This is a genomic window from Mesorhizobium sp. M0045 (assembly GCF_040323385.1).
Classification (GTDB): Bacteria; Pseudomonadota; Alphaproteobacteria; order Rhizobiales; family Rhizobiaceae; genus Mesorhizobium.
Map to the genome: position 1 here is coordinate 79,739 of NZ_JAMYUY010000010.1, position 22,072 is coordinate 101,810.

Consider the following 22,072-nt stretch of genomic DNA (forward strand, 5'->3'; position numbering starts at 1 on the left):
CGCGAGGTGGGGCACCGGATTTTCGGCGAGCTCATGGAGTCATGGAAGCACAATATGCCCTCCGGATGGGTCCCAACGTACGACCTCGAAGCGCTGCCATGAACGCCCGTCTCCCGAGCATTCTCGCCCCTGTCGGTGTTGCATCGCCGCCTGACCCGGTAAATGTCGCGATACGGGGATCGCTGACTCTGCCCCGAGTCAGCTTCGTCGTCCCGACGCTCAATGAAGCCGAGAACCTGCCGTGGCTTTTGCCGCGCATCCCCAATTGGGCGCATGAGATCATTATCGTGGATGGTCGTTCGACTGACGACACGGTCGCGGTCGCGCGCCGTTTGCGAGAGGACGTGAAGGTTGTGATGGAGCCCCGGCGGGGCAAGGGTGCTGCGCTGCGAGCGGGATTCCTGGCCGCCACAGGCGAAATCATCGTCATGCTGGACGCTGACGGCTCCATGGTGCCGGAGGAGGCGATCGTCTTTGTCAGTGCGCTGATGGCCGGCGCGGATCTCGTCAAGGGTTCACGCTTCATCCAGGGCGCCGGCACCGACGACATGTCGCTGTTCCGGATGCTCGGCAATAAGGGGCTGACCCTGGTCGTGCGGCTGCTCTATGGCGGTTGGTTCTCCGATCTATGCTACGGATACATAGCCTTCTGGGCCAAGCACGTCGCCACGCTGGACTGCGATTGCGATGGGTTCGAGATCGAGACCCTCATCAACGTGCGGGCCTTGAAGAACCACCTCAATATCGTCGAGGTGGCGAGTTTCGAGGCTCCGCGCATCAGCGGTGTAAGCCATCTGCGCGCCATGCCGGACGGCTGGCGCGTCCTGAAAACCATCCTGCGCGAGAGGGTGCACCAACAGCGCAGGCGGAGCGCGACAGCCTGTGTTGCCGGTGGACAGACCTGATGCGAATCCTGATGGTTGCCGCTCGCTGCTACCCCCTCATAGGCGGCATCGAAACTCACATCCAGGAAGTCGGTCCCCGCTTGGTGGCGCGTGGCCACGCCGTCGACGTGCTCACCACCGATCCCTCGGGGGAGTTGCCGGTTGAGGAGGAGGTGCGCGGCATGCACGTGCAGCGCGTGCCGGCCTGGCCGAGGGGACGGGATCTCTATGTTGCGCCCCGCATCTATACCGCGATCCGGCGAGGGGTATGGGATCTGATCCATTTCCAAGGTTACAACAGCTTCGTGGCGCCGATCGGGCTGCTCGCGACGCTTCGCGGGGACCTGCCGTTTATCCTGACCTTCCACAGCGGCGGGCATTCCTCCCGGCTGCGCAATGCCGTGCGCGGCACACAGCACGCGCTGCTTCGACCGCTGGTGGCCCGGGCCGCGCGGCTGATCGGCGTCTCCGAATTTGAGGCCAGCTTCTTCAGCGCCAGGATGCGCGTGCCGCGCGAACGGTTTGTCGTCATCCCGAACGGCGCCGCGATGCCGGCTCCGAGCCCCGGCATCAAGGTCGATCCGCATCTGATCGTCTCGGGCGGCAGGCTGGAGCGCTACAAGGGCCATCAGCGGGCGATAGCGGCCTTGCCCGAACTGATCCCCCGGGTACCGGACGTGCGATTGCACATCGTCGGAACAGGCCCGTACGAGGGTGAATTGCGGCGCCTCGTAGCGACACTCGGCCTCGAGAGGCGGGTCACTATCGCGAGCATCCCCGGATCCGACCGGCAGAAAATGGCTGACCTCCTGGCGAGCGCCGCTTTATTCGTGCTGTTCAGCGAATACGAAGCCCATCCGATCGCTGTGATGGAAGCCCTGTCGCTACGCCGTCCGGTCCTCGTTACCGATACGTCCGGTCTGCGGGAACTTGCCGCCAATGGGCTGTGCCGGGCGATTCCGCCCAACGCCGGTCCTGGAGAGCTGGCCGCCGCCATGGCCGACGAACTGGACGCGCATCGGCAGGTCCCGGATTTGGCTCTCCCGGACTGGGATGCCTGCGCGCATGCGCTGAACCACGTTTATTATGATGTTCTCGGCACCCGATCCACGCTCCGCTTGGGCCCCGGCGGCGTAACATCGTGGCCTCCTGCGACGAGGGCATGATGCTCATGATGCCGGCTCATTTCAGCGCGGGAACCAGGATCAACCCGCTTCAGGCCGGGATACGATTCGTCTCGGCCGTTGTCGGTCCCGACCTTCGCGACGGCAGCGCCGATGCCGCATCGCAACGCGCCAATTCCGGATGGATTGCGGTTCTATGCCTGACGATCGCCGCGGCTCTACTCCTGGTCGTGGCCGGGCACGCGGCCGGGCGCCGGGGCTATGACGTGGCGCCGCCGCTCTTCTGGTCCGGTGTCGTTCTCCTGGTCGCTCCGACCGGCCTTCGCATCGCTTGGCCGACAACGGCCCGAGGTGAGCGCCTGTTCCTGCTCTTCCTGCTTGCCGAAGCCCTGTTCTACTGCAAGATAGTCTATTCCCCGACGAGCTTCACCGGTTACGACGAGGTCTTGCATTGGATCGCGGCCGAGGATCTCATCACGGCTCGCCGGCTGTTCCTGTCCAACCCGCTTTTCCCGATAGGGTCAACATATCCCGCCCTGGAAATCCTGACAACGGCGATCGTCGATCTGACGGGACTGCCCTTGTTCGTGGGGGGGACGCTCTTGTTGGTCATCCTCAAGGGCACGTTCATCGGTGCCCTGTTTCTATTCCTCGAGAGCATCGCCGGATCGACGCGTATCTCGGCCATCGCCTGTCTGGCCTATATGGGCTGCTCAACCTTCTTCCTGTTCGATTCGATGTTCTCCTACGAGAGCCTCGGCATCGTGCTGTGCGTGCTGACCTTCGCGGTCGAAGCAGCGTCCAAGGGTCTCGTCGGGCGACCGAGGCTGAAGTCGCTCGGGCTGATAGCCTTGCTGTTGGCTAGCCTCGCGGTCACACATCACCTCTCGGCCGCCTTCGCCGCCATCTATTTCGGAGCGCTGGCGGGCCTCGAAGCCTTGCGCCGGCACGACCCCCTGCGGATCAACACCAGCATTGCCGTGGGCCTCGCGGCGATCCTCGCCGTAGCCCTGCCGTCCCTGTGGGTGCAGGCCCGTGGCATCCCCCTCACAGGCTATCTCGGCCCGGTGATCGAGTCCGGTTTCGACACATTGCTCGGGAAGGTCCTCGGCGCGCCCACCCCGCGCTCGGAGCACCTCGGAGCGCCGGACAAGGCGCTCTACATGCGGCTGACCACCTTGCTGGCGCTCCTGCTGGTGGCCCTCGGACTGGCAACGGGATTCTTTCGGTCGCTGGCCATGGCAGCGCCGAGTGGCCCGCGCTCCGGTTGGCGTCCGATCCAGGACATTCTCAAACGCCGCTGGCGCGACAGCCGCCTCGTGCTCCTCAGCTTGCTGGCCTTCGGGCTCCCAGTCTCGGTCGCCTTCCGACTGACCATCGCTGGATGGGAAATCGGCAACCGCATGGGAACGTTCGTGTTCATCGCCGTCGGGCTGGTCGTCGCGGTGAGCATTGTCCATTTCTGGGAGGGGCGCACGCCACGCGGGTGGCGCCGCATCGCACCGGCCGTTGCTCTGGTGATCATCGTCCTGGGCGGCGTCACAAGCTCTTCGATTAATCCGATCCATGGGCGCTACAGGGTGGCCGCAGATCAGGAATCGATCGAGCCGATGGGGATCGAAACGGCACGCTGGGCCAAGGAATGGCTCGGTGCCGGGAACCGCTTCACCACTGACCGCATCAACCGTCTTCTGCTTGCGGGCTACGGCCGGCAGGACGTCAGAGTCACCATCGTCGAAGGCATCGATCCCGCGCGCATATTCGAGGCCGAGACATTGGGGCCCGACGAGTTTTGGCCCTTGGCGCGAAGCGACATCGATTTCCTGCTAATTGACCTGCGCCTGACCACGGCTCCGCCGGTGCTCGGCTTTTACTACCAGCCGTGGGAAGCGCGGCAGGGAGCGCCGCTCTCGAGCGCAGCGCTGCTCAAGTTCAATGACGTCAAGGGCGTCACCCGCATCTACGACAACGGCTGGATCGTCATCTATGACGTGAGGGGATTGCATGAGACTTTGTAGCAAGCGGGACCTTCTGGCCGCGTGCCTGTGGGCGGGGGCCACGGTGGCGGCCGTTGCGGTGAGCGACAGCTTGCTCCTCCGTACTGCCCTGGGCGCGCCCATGGTGTTCCTCGTCTCGGGCCACACGGTGCTGCGGGCCATTGGCGTCAGGACAACCTCCGCGTTGGAACACTTCGTCTACGCGGTCGGAGCAAGCCTCGCCGCCAGCATCGTCGGGGGCTTTGCCCTGAACGCCGCAGGCTTCCTTACGCCGCTCGGCTGGGCGGTGTGGTTCTGGGCGGTGACGGCCGCCGCGGCACTGGTGGCCGCCGGCCGCCGCGACACTCCCGATCTGCCAGCCTGGCCGGCTCCGGCGCGGGTCCGGCTCTGGCAGGGTGCTGCGCTTATGCTAGCGCTTCTTGTAGCGACCGGAGCCTATGCTGTGGCCGTCCGAGACGAAGCGGCCTACCGGGAATTCAAATACACCGCCTTCTGGTTGTTGCCGTCGGCCAGTGGCGAGTCCGGTCGGATCACCGTCGGCATCAGGAGCGCCGAGACTCAACCTCAACGATTCGACCTGGAAATCACCCTCGACGGGCAACCGTTCGCCGTTTTCCGATCGATCGCCGTCGCGCCGGGCGAAACCTGGGCGCGGGAAATCCCGGTGCCCGCCTTGGCAACTAGCCAGACGGCCGAGGCGCGGCTCTATCGACCGGAAGACAACCGGCTCTATCGCAGCGTTTCGACGCTGGTGCCGCGCATCTAAAACGAGGCTGGACCATGCGCATCCTGCTTCTATCGCAGTTCTATCCTCCGGTGATCGGGGGAGAGGAGCGGCACGTCCGCAATCTCGGCGCGGCGCTGGTGCAGCGGGGCCATCATGTCAGCGTCGGGACCTTGATGCATCCCGGATCGCCCGAAACCGAGCTCGACGGCGCGGTCCGCGTGCATCGCCTGCGCGGGACGCTCCAGCGTCTGTCGGGCCTTCACACCGATCCCGAGCGCCGCCATGCACCGCCCTTTCCGGACCCCGAACTGGTGCTTGCCCTGAAGCGGCTGGTCGCCCGTGAGGAGCCAGACATCGTCCACGCCCATAACTGGATCTACGCGTCCTTCCTGCCGCTCAAAGGTCTGAGCGGGGCACGTCTCGTGGTTACGCTCCACGATTACGGCCTTGTCTGCGCCAAGAAGAACTTCATGCACTTGGGCACCCACCTATGCAGTGGCCCGGCGCCGGGCAAGTGCCTGCCCTGCGCCACAGGGCATTACGGGGCCGTGAAGGCAGCCGCCACCACCTTGGGCAACTGGGCTTCGAGCTTCGCCGCTCGGCGCGGTGTGGACCGCTTCATCGCGGTGAGCCACGCGGTGGCCAGCCACACCGGCCTCACCCAAGGCCGCGCCCCCTACGAGGTCATTCCCAACTTCGTGCCCGACAATGTCGAGGTGCTTGGCCCGGAAGATCCCTGCCTGCGGGAGCTACCTGGGCATGGATTCATCCTGTTCGTCGGCGACATGATGCGCCTCAAGGGCATTGACGTTCTCCTGCAAGCCTATGCCGGTCTGGAGCGGGCGCCGCAGCTGGTCCTGGTCGGGCGCCGGGTCGCCGATACGCCAACCGAATTTCCGCCGAACGTCCGAGTCTTGGGTACGTGGCCGCATTCCGCCATCATGCATGCATGGCGGCGCTCACTGTTCGGCGTGCTGCCGTCGGTCGGGCCCGAAGCCTGCGCGACGGTCATCATGGAAGCGATGGCGTCCGGGAAGGCAGTCGTCGCAACCAACGTCGGCGGCATGTCGGATCTCGTCGATCATGGCGAGACAGGGCTTCTTGTGCCGCCCGGTGACGCGCACGCCCTCGCCCACGCAATGCAGACACTTCTGGAGGACCGCGCCTTGCTGGCCCGCCTGGAGACGACAAGCCTCGCCAGGGTTGGACGCCTCAAGGCCGGAGCGGTCGTGACCCGGATCGAGCAGGTCTACCGGGACGTCCTGCGCCCAGCCGCCAGCAGGTCCGCGGTGCCGGCGCACCAAGGTTCGGGAGGGCGATCGTGCCGGTAGACCTCGCCGGGACGGCCATTATTCGCGTGCGCCGGGCGCTGCGAAAGAGCGCCACGCTCGTCATGAATTCCGGAGCTCTGGCGATCGGAACGGTGGCAACGGCCGGTCTTGGGTTTGTCTATTGGTGGCTCGCCGCCCGGCTGTTTCCGCCGGAGGTGATCGGCAAGGCCTCCGCCCTCGTGTCCGTGATGGCCCTCGTCGGTGTGCTGGGGGAGGCCGGGCTCGGGACCTTGCTGATGGGCGAGATCGTCCGGCATCCCGGCAAGGAGCCCGGCCTCGCGGCCGCAGCAGCGTCCGTCGGGGTGGCGCTTGCGGTCGGCCTGGCCTTGTTGTTTGTCTTCGGGGAGGCGTACCTCAACAGCTCCACCGGCCCGATCGGCGGTTGGTTCTTGGGCGCTGCATTCGTCCTCGGCTGCGGCCTGACTGGTTTCAGCATCGTGGCCGATCAGGCGTTCGTCGGCACTCTGCACAGCAGCCGCAGAATGATCCGGCAAGTGCTGTTCTCCACGTTCAAGCTGATGCTGATCGCCGCCGCCGCGGCCGCCGGCTACGCCTCCACTGCCACGATTCTTCTGACCTGGGTGGTCGGCCTGCTGGCGTCCTGGATCGGCGTGGATCTCTTGACCCGGGGCGGCGCGCGTCGCCTCGTTGGGCCCCCCGAGTTCCGGCTGCTCCATACACTCCGACGCAAGGCGTTCGACCACTACACGCTCGATGTCGCCTTGCAGGCCCCTTGCGTCATCATGCCCTACCTTGTGCTGGTTCTGCTGTCGCCGACCACCAATGCCGCCTTCGTGGCATTGTGGATGCTGGTCTCCATGGCCTCGTTGATACCCGCAGCCATGGCAACGGTGCTGTTCCCGGTGGTCAGAGCAAGCCCGAAACAATCCAGGCACGATATCCTTTTGTCGCTGACTGCGTCATTGCTCTTCTCGCTCGTCTGCGCCGCGTCCGTCTTCACCTTTTCGCAGGAGATCCTTGCGGTCTTCAATCCGGCCTATCCGGAGATCGCCGGTTCGAGCCTGCGCTTCCTCGGCTTCAGCCTGCTGGGATCGACGCTCAAATTTCATGCCTGCACGCTGGCACGGCTGGGCGACAGGATGCGCAAGTCATCTCGCTGGTTCGCGCTGGGCGGAGTTCTGGAAGTGTGCCTCGCGATCGCGGGGGCGAAGCTTGGCGGACTTCAAGGCCTGGTCCTGGGCTGGACGCTCGCCGTCAGCATCGAGGGCGTGTGCGCGGCCCTGACTTTGGCTTTCGCAATAAGATTTGATTCTGCCGCCGGCCCTGTGCACGAAGAACCGCGCCCCTCGCCGCTCCAGACTTGAGATGTCGCCCATGGCGGCCATGATGCGATCCTTGAGCTCGTGTTTGGAGGCGACGCGGATGTGGCGGCGATCTGGACGGAACTGAGCTGGCGCACCGGAACAAAAAGGCCCGTTGAGCGTCAGAATCGCCGCGCTTCGCATCCGCATTGCCGACGGGCCGCCTCGGCTCGACCACTTCGAGAGCCGCCCCTGGCAGGGCCTGCAACGACACGCGTATGCTTTCCTCCAGCGCCGCCGCCTGAGAAAGGGTGGGGAAAAGAACGGCCGAGCGACCCTCAGCCAACCCTAGCCGCCATGCGAAGATCCCTTCTCGCAGCCCTCCTACAATCAACGCCAGAGCGATGCCCTCACTGCCGCATTGGGCTCACGACATCGACGCGACCACCTCCAGCATCACCTCCGTCGCGCCGCCGCCGATCGATAGGACGCGGGCGTCACGCGCTATGCGCTCAATCGGGCTCTCGCGCATGAGGCCCATAGCGCCATGGAACTGCACGCACGTATACGCGACCTCGTTGACGAGTTCGCCGCAGATGGCCTTCACCATCGAGACCTCGCGCAGGCAATCTTCGTCCGCCGCCATTCGCCAAGCGGTAGCATAGAGAAACTGGCGGCCTGCCTCCACTTTCGCAGAGAGCATCGCGAGACGTTCACGGATCGCCTGCATGTCCCACAGGACGCCCCCGAATGCGCGGCGAGCTTTCACCCAGGCGAGGGTCATATCGATCGCCGCCTCGGCCGCCCCTATCGCCATGCCGGCGAGGACAAGGCGCTCGTTTTGGAAATTGCGCATGATGGAGTAGAAGCCCTGTCCCTCCGCGCCGAGCACGTTCTCGGCGGGGATACGGCACCCGTCGAAGACGAGCTCCGCCGTATCGGAGGAGCGCCAGCCGTGCTTGTCCAGCTCGCGGGCGACGCTAAAACCTGGCGTGCCCTTCTCGACGAGGAACATTGTGATCCCGTGGCTTCCTGCCGAGGGATCGGTCTTGGCGGCGAGGCAGTACAGATCCGCGTGGACGCCGTTCGTGATGTAGAGCTTCGTGCCGTCGACAACGTAAGAGTCGCCCTCTCGGCGGGCGCGCGTGCGGATGGCCTTCACGTCCGAGCCTGCATCCGGCTCCGTGATGGCGACCGCGGTGATCACCTCGCCACTGATAATCCCCGGCATCCAGCGGGCCCGCTGGGCTTTGGTCCCGTCGTGAAAGACGTGCACGGAAGCCATGTCGGTATGGACCAGCGTGGCGATGGCGACGCCGCCATAGGTCGAGCGCCCGAGCTCCTCGGCGAAGATCGTGGATGCGACCGCGTCCATCTCGGCACCACCGTACTCGGCCGGGTAGCGGATGCCGAAGAAGCCGAGTTCACCCATGCGGCGCAGGATCTGACGGGGAATGAACCCATCCTCCTCCCAACGATCCGCACGGGGCTTGATCTCCTCCTCGACGAACCGGCGCACCTGGTCGCGTAAAAGCTCATACTCCCCCGCCGCCCATGGCAGCCCCGGTCTTCGCGCCGGTACCCAAGCTTTGTCCATCATCTTCATCCGCTCTGCTGTGCAGTCCAACGCAAAAGCTTTCGGAGGCCTTCTGGCAAACTAGAGTTCGATTTCCTCTCTCGGTCCTTCCGAGACTGAAGGGTCTCTGGTATCGGCCACCCAGAGCATTCCATCGATCACTTCCGCCAGTTCGGCCACTGTCGGGCGCTCGAAGAGGTTGCGAAGCTGCACGTCCACGCCGAAGGTCTCCCGCATGCGCGACGCCGCCCGCATCACCAGGAGCGAGTGCCCACCCAGGCCGAAGAAGTTGTCGTCACGGCCGATCGACTCGACCTTCAGGAGATCGCACCACAGACCGGCCAACGTCTTCTCGGTCTCCGTCGAGGGGGCGGCGAAGCCTTGTGCAGGCTGGATGTTTTCCGCCGTCGGCTCGGGAAGCGCAGAGCGGTCGATCTTGCCGTTGGACGTGAGCGGCATCCGTTCGAGGCGAACATACTGCGTTGGAATCATGGATTCCAAGAGTTCTTCGGCGAGGTGGGTGCGCAAGTCCGCCACGGTCAGGGGTTTCGACGAGACATAGTAGGCCACAAGTCGTGCGATGCCGTCTTCGGCGGCCGGCGGCTCGACATAGCCGATTTGGGCCATGATCTCCTTGATGCGGCGTACGTCTAGCTCGTCGTTGAGTTCGTCAATGGCTTCTTTGCGCGTCTTCTGGCCGAGACGCACATCCCAGCTGTAGGGAAGGGCGTAGTTGTGATGTCCCCGCTGCTTCTTATGAACGTAGATGCCGACATCGTTGATGAGGCAGTTCGTAGAGCGTCCTGTATCCGCAGGCCGATCCCATCCCGCCTGCGTCTTCAAGAAGTCGAGCATGTCCTCCAGAGGAACGCTCCAGTAGCGGTAGAAGTCGATGAACTTCACTTCGTCGAATACTGAGTCGTTTCGGAAGGCATCCACGTCGAGATAGCGCGACACAGCATCCTCGCGGCGGTGATACTCCTTGCGCGCCTCGGCGATGAGCGCGTCCAGACGGGCCGGATCGTAGTCGTCCCGCTTGAAGACCTCCTCGGTGAGGCGCGTCTCAAAGAACTGGCCGCGGGACAACCCAGTCACGATGTACCCGATCCCTCGTTCGCGGGCGACGTTCGTGGCCAGGGTGTAGATCGTCTTGAAGCAGCCGTTGCAGACGTTCGCGAACCGTTTGAGGCTGTCGACGAAGATCTCGTTCATGTACGGCGTGCTTCCCCAGTGGTGATCCACGCCGAGGGAGTTCACGAGCCGCCTGATATTGGCCTTGGCTCCTTCCGAAATGAAACCGTTGTCGAGGGTGAAGGTAAGCGGCTTTACCCCCATGGCGACGAGCTTGCACAGCATAAAACTGCTGTCTTTGCCGCCGCTCAACAGCACGATGCAGTCGTAAGGTCCCTTCCGGTTAGCCTGCATCTCCGCGATGAGAACTTGGAGGTCGTCCGACGTTTTGAAATAAGTCTGCGCCTTGTCGACATAGGTGTCGAAGGCCCGGCATAGATTGCAGACGCCTGCCGCATCGAATGTCGTGCCGGGCAGGCCGGACTCAACACCGCAACGTTCGCAATAACGCAGTTGTGTCGCTGGTTTCGCCACCAAGGTGGCGATGGCAGCGACAGCGCATTCCTGAACGTGCGGGTGCTTCAGAAGCCGCGCTTCGATCTCGCCCAGCTCGACACGCGCGCCACCAACCTTCACCTGATGATCAACGCGGCCGAGAAAGTCCAGGCGCCCTTCCGAGTTCCAGCGGGCGAGATCGCCCGTCCTGTACAGCCGCAGCTTCGAAAACCCATCTCGGGGATCGGTGGCCGTGAGGAAACGCTCGTCGGTCAGGTCAGGGCGATTGAAATAGCCTCTCGCGAGACCGTCGCCGGCAATGAACATCTCACCGATGATGCCGGGGGCGGTGGGCTGATGTGCCTTATTGAGGACGTAGATGCCCGCATTGGCGGCCGGGACGCCGATCGGCACCGATGCGGATTGATCCCGGTCGATGTCGAAACGGTGAATCATGCAGCCCACAGTGGCTTCGGTTGGTCCGTACTCGTTGTAGATCTCGATAGGATGGGGGATGGCTTTCGTGATATCGCGAGCCAACTCGGACTTGAAGTCCTCGCCACCCACGATGAACTTGCGCAGCCTTGTGGTCTCAAGATTGCGGTCGCGGATCATCGCGAGATGCGCCGGCGTCAGCTTCATGATGTCGACGGCATTGTCGTCGATGACCTTGAGCACGACCATGCTCTGGACTCCCGGATCACCAAGATAGACCACGATGCGGCCGCCGGTAATGAGTGGCGTGAAGAGCGTCGTGACGGTCAGGTCGAAGGCGAGGGATGAGAAAAGGGGCCATGCGAGACGTTCGCCGCAACTGTACACCCGAGCGGCCCACCAGATGTAGTTCACCAGGTTCCGGTGCTCGATCACGACGCCCTTCGGCGTGCCGGTCGAGCCAGAGGTGAAGATGATATAGGCGGCGCCGTCCGGAGTCGCAGCGGACGGTCGGGCCGAGTCCGGCAAATTCAAAATCGACCCGAAATCGGCGTCGAGCACGAAGATGTCGGCAAGGTTCGGGGAAATAGCGGATTGCAGGCGCGCCTGAGTGATCGCCACCGGCGCCCGCCCGTCGGTCCCGTTGGCAATGTCCTTCAGGATTGTTGCCAGACGACCCTTCGGCGTTGCCGCATCCACCGGCACATAGGCTGCGCCGGACTTCAGGACGCCTAAGATTGCGACGACGACTTCAATGGAGTGCTCCATGAACACAATGGCAATCCGACCCGGCCCCACGCCGGTCGAGCTCAGATACGTGGCCACCTGGTTGGAGCGTTCGTTGAGCTGCTGGTACGTCAGCGTTGCGTGGCCAAAGCGGATCGCTTCAGCGTCAGGACTCCGCCTCGCCTGGTCGCGGAAGAGATCGACAATCGTCCTGTCCGAAGGGTAGGGCGCTACCGTGGCGTTGTAGTCGACAACCAGCGCCTGATGATCGGCATCTTTCAGCAGAGGAAGCGCTACGCCCTCCGCCGCGATAGGTAGGACTTCATTCATGAGACACGCTCCCCATCGCAGAAATCAGAAAATCAAATCACGTCAATCGTTCAGCTTTTTGGATTGCTTGGCGATACAGTTCTGCAATGGCAGGTGCGTCCGGTTCCTCCAGCATAAGGGGACCGTTGCAGTCCTCGGGCCCGAAATAAAATTCGGCGTGGGGCGCCACTCGAAGCCATCGGTGCGGTGCTGCACCCGATCGCAGCCAGGCCTTGTTCGGAAGGAATATGCATACTCGACCCGAATACGGAGTGGGAATGTACCGCCGCAAAGCCGTGATCGCCGTCGATTTGAGTCGAGCTCTGCTCGCCAGCACCGGATCTGTCGTGACAGGCTCTTTGCTTTTGCGAGCGAGGGTCACGAGGGCGCGGACGCGCTCGCCGAGACTCCGGAGGCGACTGCCGAAATATCGGAGGCGGGCGCCGAATGTCGGCAGCTTCGCCATCTCTCGCAGGAACGAATCGGCGCTGCGCCTGGCAAAGAAATACAGCAGACGTGGCAATTCCTTATAGGTGGCGGGGTGAAGAGGGCCAAAGAGCGCTATGCATGGGACCTCCGCTCCGCGTTGACTCAGCATTTTTGCGAGTTCGAAAGCGGTGGCCGCGCCGGAGCAGTAACCGGCGATAATGTACGGACCGGTGGGCTGATGTTCGACGATCTGGCGAGCGAAGTACTCAGCGATATCTTCGACGCGGTCCATCGGCTCGCTCTGCCCATCGAAGCCACACGGTTGGAGTGCGTAAAACGGTTGATCGCCGCCCAGGTGCTTCGACAGGTCCGAGAATGAGAAGGGCGCCCCGACATGCCCGGGTACGGCGTAAATTGGCGTGCGTGTACCGCCAGACTGCAGGGGAATGATCGCAGGCTGTTGCCGGGCCGCCGCCGTGGCCATATTCAGAAACGCGATGATCTCGCCCTTCCGGTCCCTCAACTGGTCGCGAAACTCCGCGGTAAGTGCGCCAACTGGGGCGTTACACCGCAGCCGATCGCCCTCCACCCAGATCTTGATGTCTTTGACCGCGAGGTCTGCGAGAAGCTCCGGGAATTGCATCACGTCCGCCGACATAGGCCATCCGATCACTTTCTTATTATTTACGAGGAGCCGATGGTTCCCGCGTCCCAGCTGCTCCAGCGCGACGGTTTCATCGATGAAACTGCCGCCTCTTTCTCCGTACGCCCGGGACATTTCAGTGAAGCGCCTGTCCCGTGTTCTCGACCACGACCCACCGCGAAGTATGGGAAACAAGTGCGGTTCGAATGAACTTGCGTGCAGTCCAATGGAATTGGTTGGGCTCCTCGTTTGTCCGCAGGGCATCGTAAGTGAAGGATTGCATCGCGGACACTTCAATTCCGGACTACCACTCAATTCCGGACTACCACGGTCCCGATGTACCCAGTTTTCGGTGCGAACCTACGAACAGCCCATTCCTTTTCATCCCAAGAAAGGGGCTGTCCTAAGCCGCACCCCAGGGCCTTAGAGATAGCTTCCAGCCGGGTCCAGCGCCGAAGGAAGCCTTCCAGCCGGTCTTCCGGACCAAGGGCGGTGTAGGACCCATACTCGGAGGCGGAAAAGCAATGCGCTGCGATCTCGTCCGCTTCGGGCACCGGGAGAACTGCCTCGATGTCCACCCCGACCTCCTGCCTGGTCGAGAGGGCGACGACCGCGACATCTCCGGATCGCGAGACGCTGAAGCGCAAATCGCGAGCAGGCATGCGGTGCGAGAGGTGGGGTTTGCCTAGGCGTCCATATTCTAGTTCGACGTCGGACGGCGAGATTCCCAGTTTGGAAGCAAGGACCCGCCGCAGCTGCCCACGGGTAGCGACATAGCGGCGGCGGTCCCGCTCCAGTCTCATCCCCTCGGCGCGCCGACGTTCCTCTTCATTGAGGCAAACGCCTATCTCGCGGATGACGTTCTGCTCCGCATCGAGCATGAATGCCAGGACCTCCAAACCATCATTCTCGAGAACCGGCATTATGGTCCCGGGTCTCAGTTCGACTTTATCCGGTGCCGGCTCCGCAAGAGGCTGACTGACGCCGAATCTGACGGGTCGAATTAATCGAGGTCCCGAGACAGCCTGAAAATTCCAGCTCGCGCCCAATGCGCCAGAAGTCATATGTGGATTCCGATCGATGGGAGCGCTCATGCGCGCAAGTGCAATTCTTTCTACGAACGGCAGCGCCATTCGTGCGGATTTCCCTGATGAAACAACCACGTAACGGCGAAAGCAAGGAGCGCCTGGTGGATATTTTGATGTACGGATGTGCTACATCAAAAAGACCCAGACATGCTGCTGCTCGCAAGGGGTCTGCCGGAGGCGAAACTGCCAAATTTATCTTGCCGGATTCTGGCGCTCCAATGGTCAACTCCTGCTCTGACGAGCAAGGCTGCTGCGCCGGGTTTGCCAAAGAGCAGTTGCCTGGATGCGGAATTACATCAGATCAAAGCAATCTCCGCGCTTCGCTTGTGCGGCCGAGTGACCCCCTGGTCGATGGGCTTTTGCTGCTGGACGACGGAAGCCTCCCAGCCTGTCCGGGAGGCTTCTATGCCTTATGGAAGACTTGGTTACAGGGGACGACGCGATATCGCCGTCAGTAAAGATCCAATTCGGATTACCTCTTCTGAGTAATTGACCGGTTCTCAACAGGTCCGCATCGCCAGTCCCGTTCTAACATCGCCGATTCGGCTTGGTTTCCACAGCGCGCCCGGCTGGCGTGCTGCTCGGCAGTGGAGGCACGCAGTTAGAGTAGAGCGGGCGACGCGGGCGGCGATCGCGACCGTCTTTCCGACGAGCGTGGATTCGCCGCCCCGAGCGACGCGCAGTCCCGCATTGTGGGCGTTACGCAGCCGCTCGGGGACGATCATGTCAACCGGTGCCTGATTATCTCCGCAGGGTCCCAGCCAAACAGCGCGCCGGCCGCAGGGTTGGCGAACCGGATGACGCCGTGGACGTCGAAGGTGAGGATCGCGAGCTCCGTGGCGGCCGACAGAGCCCATGATCGCCCCGCGCGATCTCGCTGCGGCGCAGCTCCAGCTGCTGCATTACGAGCGCCGCGTCCGCTGTCGTGAACCTCGCCCTCCCGGCGTTGCATCACGTGGACCAAGGGTACTCCTGCACGGCAGAAAGGCGGCCGAAAGCCCCTTATTCAACGACTTAAATATGGTGGCTGCAGGGCTACTTGTAATCTATGGCTCCAGCGGTAGGAGTCGAACCTACAAGCCTTTCGGCGCCGCATTAACGGTGCGGTGCGTCTACCAATTCCGCCACGCTGAAACATAGATTAGAGAGCCCGCCGCGCAAACTGGTGCTCTGATCCCGAATTGAAAGGAATACGCGCTGTGTTTATCCGGCACTACCGATAGTCCAAAGTGGCCAGCACCGACAACGGTGACATCGCATAACGTAGACAAATCCAACCTCCCCTTGGTCCTCGCCTGCCGAAGGGCCGAACCCGCCAACCGATTGTCCAAGAACCTGCCCCCAATACTTGATTTAAAGTGGCGGCTCCCTTTTTTCGGTCGACGCTTCAAGCGGCGGCCTGTTTCAGGTGAGCAGCAATGGTCCCTAGCACCCGCTTGGCACCGCGCAGCTGTGCCTCGATGCGGCGCTCTGGACTGTCTCTGCCTATTACGATCCACTTCATGGGACGCTCCGCATTAGCCAGGCGGGACTTGTGCCCGGCGAAGCCTGCCAGAAAATCGTAGCCGCACTCCCCGCGTCTAATGCTGTCCTCAATAGCCAGCACATGGCTGATAAGCCCGGGCTTGAGCCGGCCATCGCGCTCATAAAGAAAGCCGCTTTGATAGTTGAGAACACGCCGGTCATACACGAAATTGTACAGGACCCCAACTGTCTGGTCCCCTGCCAACGTCCGTGAGATGCGGACGGTCCCCGTGGGAACGCCGCGCGTAATGAGCTCCTCGTGAAATCGCCGGAAGCTCGGGTTGGCAAAGGCTCCCCTGCGTCCCCATCGCGCCTGATGAAGCTCGGCGAGCAAATCAAACGCGGCGAGCGCCTCCGATGTCACTTCGATAGTCCGGAACGCAATGGGGCCGCGTTCCCCATATAACCGCATGGCACGGCTTACCGCTTGGCGAGTGCTGCGGCCCAATGTGGCCCTGTAATTTGCGCCTTTCTGACGGACTTTGACGAAGTCGATCCACCGTGCCGTATCTTCTGCTTTCACCTCGGTAATGAGCCCGGACCGGCCCGCGGTGCGACAAGCGGCCAACTCGAAGTCCGGATCAATTCCGGAGAGCACCAGTTGGTCAGAGCGGCGCAAGCGATGCGCCAAGGCCTCGACGCATGCCACTCGAGTGGCATCGGCCAGGGATCGCTCCGCAAGAATATCGTTGTACTCGATGAACAATCGATCGAATCGAACATCTCCGGTTTCATTGAGCAGCCAACGCGCCCGCGCATGCCGCCCGAAACCCCACGCTCTCCGCCGGCAAATAATCGCCAACCCAACGATCCTGCTTGACGTCCGAGCGACTAGAACATGTGGTTGCGCGCCCCCCGGCAGATGCCGCAGCCAAGTTCCGATCCAGAGCCAGGACAGATAGAATGAGTGAGTTGCTCGCGCTTCGAGCTCCTTCCAATGGGTCTCGAGTCTCGCGATGTCCGGCAAGGCCTCCACGGTAACGTCGATGACCGTATCCTGGCGCATGGTTTGTTCTACTGAAGCCACGCGATAGGGTTCCGCACCGATGGCTGAGACATCAAGAGGTCCTGATAGACAACCATCTTCCTGATACTTTTCGCATTGCGGCGGGAATGCCAGGAATGTCCTCGCTGCGCGCTGCTGTTCGTTCATGGAGCACTCGGGGTTTTCCTGTTTGGAGAAGACTTCATGTCAGCAGGCGCTAAAAGTGAAGAGCCAATTCTTGACTACTCACGGAGAGCTAGTCTGTGCCTGCTGGAGTGAGTACGACCCCGCTTCACGCGGCCCCTTTGGAGCGGCCACACTCAGCGAAGGCGGCTGCGAGGCATTGTCTCGAACCGCGCGGCTCGCGCTCTCATTTATAGCCGAGCAGGCGAATCCCCATGAGATGCCGAAGTACCGAATTCGTAGTGGGTCTCGATCGCCGCCGCCAAACTCCTTGCATGACCATTTCGAGCATGATCCCAATTTTGGCAGGAACGAGCACACTAACGGCCCCATGGCCGAACAGCACAGCCTGCTTTCGAAGGCCAATCCCCGTAAACGCGCATGACAGCTCACGATAGCTATATTCCTTCAGGTGGAATCCACATGCAACCTTGTCAAAGTATACCGAAATGTCGTGAGGACCCGTGACGGCGTTTGGGGTGATGCAATAGTAAGCGCCGCCGGGTGACAGAACACGATATACCTCAGAAAGCTGCCTTAGTGCGTCGTCGGGGTGGAGGTGCTCCATCAACTGATCGCTGAACATAAAATCGAGACTGTTATCGGCGAAAGGTAGATGAATACCATCGATCCTGACAAAACGAAAATTTGCAGGCTTCTCCCCAGGTGGCAGTAACGCGTCGGTTACGTCTATTGCATTTACTGAAGAGCAGTGACTGCACATGCTGAGGCTAAGCTTACAGTCGCCGGCCCCCAATTCGCCGAAACGCGCGCCTTTCTGGATAAGAGTTCTTAGAAGGGCAGTCTGAAGATCGACTATACGATCGTCTCTGTATTCATTCCTATTTTGGGGATGATCTTCAAGGGAAGTGAAAAGCTTGCCGTACACTTCAGCATAGAGGCTGAGCCGAGCGTCTTGATCTGAATTCAGCAGCTGAGCAGCCAGAGCTTTCTCGATTTGATAGTGCGCAAATAACCGCTCTGGCGTGCGCGAGTCGTGACAAAATTCCGAAATCTTTGACCAATCTCGCTTGATAGGCACCTGTGTCCCGTTCGATGTCATCTCACTGCCCTTTGTCAGTGATCCGAACTCCTGAGCGGAGGCGGACATGCTCGTTCATGAAGCGGTTCAAGCTGTCGGCGGCGGCGAGTGGTCGTTTCGTTTCCCAATTCGTCCCGACGAGTTCATCTACGCAGACCAGCCATGCAGGCCAATCTCCTTGCTGGGCATCAAATTCGGACCGATCCTCTACTCCCTCACCACGCGGGAAGGCTCGACGTCATTGGGCTTGGACGCGGCCGGCAAGCTCTCGCCGGTCGGCGACGAGGTCGGGACCGGCGAACCGGCCGGCTCTCTTGGCGCGCTTTCGCCCACGATGATGTTGACGAGGTCGCCTGGCTGCAACAGGGTCATCCCGACGGACTCGATGCTGACCGGCCCGGCTGCCGATTGCCGCACGATTTGATAGGTTGCGGTGTTCGCGTCCTTATCAAACTGGACGCGGGTCACCGGCAACGTATCCAGGACGCCTTCGCTGGCGTTCAACTCGCGCGCATTGGCAGCGATCTGGCTCTCCATGGTCTCGATCTCGATCTCCAGATCGTTCCTGAGGTCGGCCCGGGTTCGCAACACCTCAGACTCCAGCGAAGCGAGGCGCTGCTTGGCGCTTGCGAATTGGTTAAGAGCGTCCTGCCGACGCTGTTCTGCGTCGGACAACTCACTCTGGATCTGATCCATCACCGTCATACTTATAACTTTGCGGTCCACGAGCGTGCGCATGCTGTTGACGCGCTCGTGGCGCAGCTTGACGAGTTCGTCGAGCGACTTCATGCGCCCATAAGCGACAACATCCTGCTTGGCCGCCTCCAGCGCCCGCAGGTTCGCGCGCTCGCGATCCTTGTGCGCCGTGGCGACGGCTTTGCGCCGCTCGCTCTGCTCGTTGACGAGGTTGGCCGCTTCGGTCGCGCCGGCCAGTTCAAGCAACTGGCGCGGGATGGTGGGTGCTGTACCGTCGCGCTCGGCCTTCAGTACTGCCGCGCGCGCGAACAATTTCAACAAGGCATCGATCGCCCCGCTCCGCTTCTGCGTCTCACGCACGGCTTCGATCTTCTGCCAGGGCTCGCTCTCGGCTTGGTCGAGTCCGCCGGCCAGCGCGATCGCGTGGAGGATCGTCATGCCGGGCGCGTACTTGAACGAGCCTGGATTCTTGACCGGCCCCAGCACGTAAATGGGCGGGCGCTCCAGCGGCAGGATATTAACCAGTCCCTCGCGGCCCAGCAGTTGATTGAAGGTTTCCACCAGGTCGGCCTGTACCTGTTGCGTCGACCGGTTGGCGACCGAAATGGAGCCAAGCAAGGGCACGGAAATCGTGCCGTCCTCTTGGACAATATATTCGCCGCTCAGTTCCGGACGCTGCAGGATGCCGTGCAAGGCCGAGGACGCTCTCCCCCACTTGTCTTCCTCGACGTCGACGCGCTCGTAGAATGCGACCTTGAGCCGGTCGCCTACGCCAAACAGGGCTCCGGTTGGCATGCCCGCCTTGTTGAGGGTTTTGGGGCGCTCGGCGCTGGTGGGAACGGCAGGGACGACGCTCCGCTCGACCAACGGCGCGGCGGATGCATCCGGTCCCGTGCTGAGGGTTTTGGGGGGCTCGGCACTAGTGGGGACCGCAGGGACGGCGCTCCGTTCGACGAACGTCGCGGCCGACGCATCCTGTCCCGACACGATCGCACGGGAGGGTTCGGCCGTGGCGTGGCCCGGCTGTTCTTGCCAGCTATCGATACCAGCAGACACCTTCTGCACCACGGCTCGGGAGACATCGTCGACCCTCTGCACCACGGTTCCGGAGACATCCTCGATATTGTGCACCACGGCTCGGGAGACATCGTCGACCCTCTGCACCACGGTTCCGGAGACATTCTCGATATTGTGCATCACGGTCCCGGAGACATCCTCGACCTTCTGCATCACGGCTCCGGAGGCATCCTCGACCTTCTGCATCACGGCTCCAGAGACATCCCTGACCTGTGCCACGGCTCTGGAAACCTCTATTGCCGCTAAGTTTTTGGCCGCGGCCCCTCCCAGGGCGGCGACCCCGGAAAGCCCGAAGACAAGCAGGACAGGCCTCAATCCCCTGCCGTGGGCTGCCTGTGAGGAGGGAGTGACCGGCTCGGAACTGAATTTTCTAATCATGGCCATGGCGCGTGGCTTTCACTTCAATGGTGGCCAGCCCGTCCCGAAGTGGCGAGCATCGGTCCACGAGGAAGGCTCTGCCTTATCGTGTCCCTTCACCGCTACCGGCACAACTATCCCTTTGTAGGCACTCCTTTAGGATAAACACCCCTCCGGCGAACTCGTCCAATGAGCAGATTGCTTCGCGGAAGGAGAACCTCTTTGATGGCAAACGGGACAAAGGCGATCGAACGCAACGAAGAGCCGGAAAAGTGGTCCGACGTAGCGTCTTGAACCGGGCGGCCAAAATGCATTCGCAGAATGGCTGGCCGTCTCCAACTTCGTCCAGGCCCTGGAGAACGAGCAGATGACGGTCTCCGGCTCCGATCCTTCCGCTACGTCGATTGACCTGATTGACGGCTCGACTGCTCTGATGAATGAAGTGGCGACCTCGACAAAGCCGTCAATCTTGACAGCCTTATCGAGGTAGTAATAGCAGAACTGGCCCGCCTCACTCATTCTCGCAGGACCTCACCAGGCTGCCTGCCAAAGGACTTCCCCGGCAGCGCTGCCCGATATGGGCCGGCCCCGGGCCGCCCGAGCCAACTCCTCTATTGCTCATCGCAGGTGCAACGCAAGGACAGACCCGGCAGACCATCGCCCATTTTGATGGCCGGAAGGCAGCCGTGCTTGCGTGCTGTGGTGTGCGCTGCGCCACATCCTCCTGGTCCACACCCAGTCGCCACTGCCAGCTGTGGCACGTTGCTCCTCAAGCTGCTGAGGTTCGGGCGCTGGTCAGGATCAGCGCGCGCCGCCTTGTCCTTGGCCCTCATCCCAAACTGGCCCACGGCGCGGCCCCCTGGGCCCCGTGACCGCCGCGCCGCCCGCGCCAGCGGGCAGCAGTAGGCACGGCCGACGGGAGATCAAGGCCCGGCAACCCTTGCCGCGCACGCATCCGGCGCAAGCCAGGGCTCGCACCCCCCACCAAGGCCTCAGGTTTGGAATCCGGGGTAACCCTCGACGAAGCTACGCTACGCCTAAAGAGGGTGTTCTTGTCTAGGGTTTTCCTAGCGTAAGCTAAACATGGTCAAAAAAGAAACTACGCGAGGGAGCGCCTTGCGAGACGCGGGTACCCCAATCGCGTCAAGGGAGGTTACGATGGCAACGAAATCCTTGGTGACCACAAGATCTTTTGTAACAGTGCTTGTCAGTCAAAGCGAGTTACTCCGAGAGGGTCTTGTTCTAATTCTGGATGCAGCAAAGTTTCGCGTTCTGTTCTCTGCACCTTGTGTTCACGACCTTCTGCAGAAGCCGCTACCCACGCATCGGTCCATCTTGCTCATCATGGATGTCGACGATTCTGATACGGATGCTGGATTCGCACAAATTTCGGAATTTAAAGGGATTTATCCCACCAGCCATGTCGTTGCGCTAGCCGACCACTGTCGACCGAACGATATAGTTTCAGCCCTTCGTGCGGGGGCTGACGCGTATTTGACGAAAGTTGCCGCTCACGACGCCTTCATCAAAGCTCTCGAATTGGTTATGCTAGGCCAAACGGTTCTACCTGCAGAAACTTCAACGTTTATTCAGGACATAAGACATGGTCTGAAATATAATTCGGTAAATGAGGTTACAAATTTGGCTGTTTCAGAGGATAAGGCGGAGCGAGAACCATCCATGTTGTCAATTCGGGAAGAGTGTATTATACGTTGCTTGATTGGAGGGGATTCTAACAAAACAATCGCGCGCAAGATTAACATCGCCGAAGCGACGGTGAAGGTGCACGTGAAGGCTATCCTTCGAAAGATTCGGGTAGGCAACCGTACCCAGGCTGCAGTTTGGGCGATGAACCATGGTATGCTCAGTTCCGCTCCCGGCAATGGGTCGTCAGGGGACCGAAAAGACGGCTATTTAGCCTTGTCACCATCTTCAAGAGCTACTTGAAGCACAAAAGGAGTACCACCTTGTCAAGAACACTCATCCGATGTGACAGCCTCCGCGCTTGACATATGATCCTTCGCGCCGAGGCTTTCTCGCTCCGGAGGCCAAAATTCTTTGGCAGTACGCACACATTCTCTCGCAAACAAAAAATCGAGGCCTTGAACTCA

Annotated in this window: 14 protein-coding genes, 1 tRNA gene and 1 pseudogene; 8 read left to right on the plus strand and 8 right to left on the minus strand. The window is 61.7% G+C overall.

All coding sequences use genetic code 11. The features are described from left to right. The first annotated feature begins 98 nt into the window (after positions 1 to 98). The 7 genes and pseudogenes from NKJ72_RS17475 to NKJ72_RS17505 all read left to right on the plus strand — a co-directional run. Complete coding sequence (locus NKJ72_RS17475) at positions 99 to 905, plus strand: glycosyltransferase family 2 protein (protein WP_352478557.1); 807 nt, start codon at positions 99 to 101, stop codon at positions 903 to 905. After that, positions 905 to 2,050: a glycosyltransferase family 4 protein gene (locus NKJ72_RS17480; protein ID WP_352478559.1), complete on the plus strand. Its 1,146-nt coding sequence runs from the start codon at positions 905 to 907 to the stop codon at positions 2,048 to 2,050. Before NKJ72_RS17475 ends, NKJ72_RS17480 begins: the two co-directional genes overlap by 1 nt. After that, positions 2,047 to 4,026, plus strand: coding sequence for a putative glycosyltransferase family protein (locus NKJ72_RS17485; protein ID WP_352478561.1), 1,980 nt, complete (start codon positions 2,047 to 2,049; stop codon positions 4,024 to 4,026). The genes NKJ72_RS17480 and NKJ72_RS17485 overlap by 4 nt, the downstream gene beginning before the upstream one ends. Positions 4,027 to 4,126: 100 nt before the next feature. After that, positions 4,127 to 4,771, plus strand: coding sequence for a hypothetical protein (locus NKJ72_RS17490; RefSeq protein WP_352478563.1), 645 nt, complete (start codon positions 4,127 to 4,129; stop codon positions 4,769 to 4,771). Between the two features lie 14 nt (positions 4,772 to 4,785). Continuing rightward, a complete protein-coding gene (locus NKJ72_RS17495; RefSeq protein WP_352478565.1) occupies positions 4,786 to 6,063 on the plus strand; it encodes a glycosyltransferase family 4 protein in 1,278 nt (425 codons plus the stop codon). Then, entirely contained in the window at positions 6,054 to 7,388 is a 1,335-nt protein-coding gene (locus tag NKJ72_RS17500) for a lipopolysaccharide biosynthesis protein (protein ID WP_352478567.1), read from the plus strand. Before NKJ72_RS17495 ends, NKJ72_RS17500 begins: the two co-directional genes overlap by 10 nt. Positions 7,389 to 7,451: 63 nt before the next feature. Next, positions 7,452 to 7,744: pseudogene (locus NKJ72_RS17505) on the plus strand (hypothetical protein); the annotation flags it as partial. An 8-nt stretch (positions 7,745 to 7,752) separates the two neighbouring features. Here the strand turns inward: NKJ72_RS17505 and NKJ72_RS17510 are convergent. From NKJ72_RS17510 to NKJ72_RS17545, 8 genes are all read right to left on the minus strand, one after another. Further along, a complete protein-coding gene (locus NKJ72_RS17510; RefSeq protein WP_352478568.1) occupies positions 7,753 to 8,931 on the minus strand; it encodes an acyl-CoA dehydrogenase family protein in 1,179 nt (392 codons plus the stop codon). 51 nt (positions 8,932 to 8,982) lie between these two features. Continuing rightward, positions 8,983 to 11,958 (minus strand): amino acid adenylation domain-containing protein, encoded by a 2,976-nt coding sequence (locus tag NKJ72_RS17515; RefSeq protein WP_352478570.1) that lies wholly within the window; start codon positions 11,956 to 11,958, stop codon positions 8,983 to 8,985. Positions 11,959 to 11,995: 37 nt separating this feature from the next. Beyond that, positions 11,996 to 13,144 (minus strand): thioesterase domain-containing protein, encoded by a 1,149-nt coding sequence (locus NKJ72_RS17520; protein ID WP_352478572.1) that lies wholly within the window; start codon positions 13,142 to 13,144, stop codon positions 11,996 to 11,998. Positions 13,145 to 13,320: 176 nt separating this feature from the next. Then, on the minus strand, positions 13,321 to 14,142 hold the full coding sequence (locus NKJ72_RS17525) for a 4'-phosphopantetheinyl transferase family protein (RefSeq protein WP_352478574.1): 822 nt from the start codon (positions 14,140 to 14,142) through the stop codon (positions 13,321 to 13,323). 1,004 nt (positions 14,143 to 15,146) lie between these two features. After that, positions 15,147 to 15,231, minus strand: a tRNA-Asn gene (locus NKJ72_RS17530). A 253-nt stretch (positions 15,232 to 15,484) separates the two neighbouring features. After that, complete coding sequence (locus NKJ72_RS17535; RefSeq protein WP_352478576.1) at positions 15,485 to 16,774, minus strand: GNAT family N-acetyltransferase; 1,290 nt, start codon at positions 16,772 to 16,774, stop codon at positions 15,485 to 15,487. 202 nt (positions 16,775 to 16,976) lie between these two features. Next, the gene (locus tag NKJ72_RS17540) at positions 16,977 to 17,900 is read right to left on the minus strand and encodes a class I SAM-dependent methyltransferase (protein WP_352478578.1); all 924 of its coding nucleotides are present in this window, start codon (positions 17,898 to 17,900) and stop codon (positions 16,977 to 16,979) included. Positions 17,901 to 18,038: 138 nt separating this feature from the next. Beyond that, a complete protein-coding gene (locus NKJ72_RS17545) occupies positions 18,039 to 19,790 on the minus strand; it encodes a polysaccharide biosynthesis/export family protein (RefSeq protein ID WP_352478580.1) in 1,752 nt (583 codons plus the stop codon). 1,329 nt (positions 19,791 to 21,119) lie between these two features. Between NKJ72_RS17545 and NKJ72_RS17550 the strand changes: the two genes are divergently transcribed. Then, positions 21,120 to 21,908, plus strand: coding sequence for a LuxR C-terminal-related transcriptional regulator (locus NKJ72_RS17550; protein ID WP_352478582.1), 789 nt, complete (start codon positions 21,120 to 21,122; stop codon positions 21,906 to 21,908). Positions 21,909 to 22,072 lie beyond the last annotated feature (164 nt).

What these genes read in the sequence shown, in the direction of transcription:
- NKJ72_RS17475 (WP_352478557.1), top strand. Translation starts at nt 99, where the DNA reads ATGAACGCCCGTCTCCCGAGCATTCTCGCCCCTGTCGGTGTTGCATCG.
- NKJ72_RS17480 (WP_352478559.1), top strand. Translation starts at nt 905, where the DNA reads ATGCGAATCCTGATGGTTGCCGCTCGCTGCTACCCCCTCATAGGCGGC.
- NKJ72_RS17485 (WP_352478561.1), top strand. Translation starts at nt 2,047, where the DNA reads ATGATGCTCATGATGCCGGCTCATTTCAGCGCGGGAACCAGGATCAAC.
- NKJ72_RS17490 (WP_352478563.1), top strand. Translation starts at nt 4,127, where the DNA reads ATGGTGTTCCTCGTCTCGGGCCACACGGTGCTGCGGGCCATTGGCGTC.
- NKJ72_RS17495 (WP_352478565.1), top strand. Translation starts at nt 4,786, where the DNA reads ATGCGCATCCTGCTTCTATCGCAGTTCTATCCTCCGGTGATCGGGGGA.
- NKJ72_RS17510 (WP_352478568.1), bottom strand. Translation starts at nt 8,931, where the DNA reads ATGAAGATGATGGACAAAGCTTGGGTACCGGCGCGAAGACCGGGGCTG.
- NKJ72_RS17515 (WP_352478570.1), bottom strand. Translation starts at nt 11,958, where the DNA reads ATGAATGAAGTCCTACCTATCGCGGCGGAGGGCGTAGCGCTTCCTCTG.
- NKJ72_RS17520 (WP_352478572.1), bottom strand. Translation starts at nt 13,144, where the DNA reads ATGTCCCGGGCGTACGGAGAAAGAGGCGGCAGTTTCATCGATGAAACC.
- NKJ72_RS17525 (WP_352478574.1), bottom strand. Translation starts at nt 14,142, where the DNA reads ATGGCGCTGCCGTTCGTAGAAAGAATTGCACTTGCGCGCATGAGCGCT.
- NKJ72_RS17535 (WP_352478576.1), bottom strand. Translation starts at nt 16,774, where the DNA reads ATGAACGAACAGCAGCGCGCAGCGAGGACATTCCTGGCATTCCCGCCG.
- NKJ72_RS17540 (WP_352478578.1), bottom strand. Translation starts at nt 17,900, where the DNA reads ATGTCCGCCTCCGCTCAGGAGTTCGGATCACTGACAAAGGGCAGTGAG.
- NKJ72_RS17545 (WP_352478580.1), bottom strand. Translation starts at nt 19,790, where the DNA reads ATGCAGAAGGTCGAGGATGCCTCCGGAGCCGTGATGCAGAAGGTCGAG.
- NKJ72_RS17550 (WP_352478582.1), top strand. Translation starts at nt 21,120, where the DNA reads ATGGCAACGAAATCCTTGGTGACCACAAGATCTTTTGTAACAGTGCTT.